Annotated in this window: 1 protein-coding gene; it reads left to right on the forward strand. The window is 46.6% G+C overall.

What is annotated here, in order from left to right:
* A partial coding sequence (gene tuf, locus R3X26_RS18740; protein WP_317718838.1) for an elongation factor Tu occupies positions 1-1,062 on the forward strand: 1,062 nt, incomplete at its 5' end.

Genomic DNA, 1,062 nt, shown 5'->3' on the forward strand with positions numbered 1-1,062 from the left:
GGTGAAGCAAAAGACTTCGCATCAATCGATAACGCTCCAGAAGAGCGTGAGCGCGGTATCACAATCGCAACGTCTCACGTTGAGTACGATACTCCATCACGTCACTACGCACACGTAGACTGCCCAGGACACGCCGATTATGTTAAAAACATGATCACTGGTGCTGCGCAAATGGACGGCGGTATCCTGGTAGTGGCTGCGACTGATGGCCCTATGCCACAAACTCGTGAGCACATCCTACTTGGTCGTCAGGTTGGTATCCCTTACATCATCGTATTCATGAACAAATGTGACATGGTTGATGATGAAGAACTACTAGAATTAGTAGAGATGGAAGTTCGTGAACTTCTTTCTGAATACGAATTCCCAGGTGATGATCTTCCAGTAATCCAAGGGTCTGCTCTAGGTGCACTTAACGGTGAGAAAGAGTGGGAAGATAAGATTGTTGAACTAGCTGAAGCACTAGACTCATATATCCCTGAGCCAGAGCGTGCAGTAGACCAACCATTCCTACTACCAATTGAAGATGTATTCTCAATTCAAGGTCGTGGTACAGTGGTAACAGGTCGTATCGAACGTGGTATCCTAAACGTAGGTGACGAAGTTGCTATCGTAGGTATCAAAGATACAACGACTACAACATGTACTGGTGTAGAAATGTTCCGTAAACTTCTAGACGAAGGTCGTGCGGGTGAAAACGTTGGTGCACTACTACGTGGTACTAAGCGTGAAGACGTAGAGCGCGGTCAAGTATTAGCAGCTCCAGGTTCAATCACTCCTCACACGAAGTTCGAGTCAGAAGTGTATGTATTGTCTAAAGATGAAGGTGGCCGTCATACTCCATTCTTCAAAGGTTACCGTCCACAGTTCTACTTCCGTACAACAGACGTAACAGGCGACATCACTCTACCAGAAGGCGTAGAGATGGTAATGCCAGGTGACAACATCCAAATGACGGTTGAGCTAATTGCTCCAATCGCAATGGATGAAGGTCTACGCTTCGCGATCCGTGAAGGTGGCCGTACAGTTGGTGCTGGTGTTGTTGCTAAAATCTTCGAATAA

Origin of the sequence: Vibrio sp. TH_r3 (genome assembly GCF_033101115.1) — a bacterium.
Lineage (GTDB): Bacteria > Pseudomonadota > Gammaproteobacteria > Enterobacterales > Vibrionaceae > Vibrio.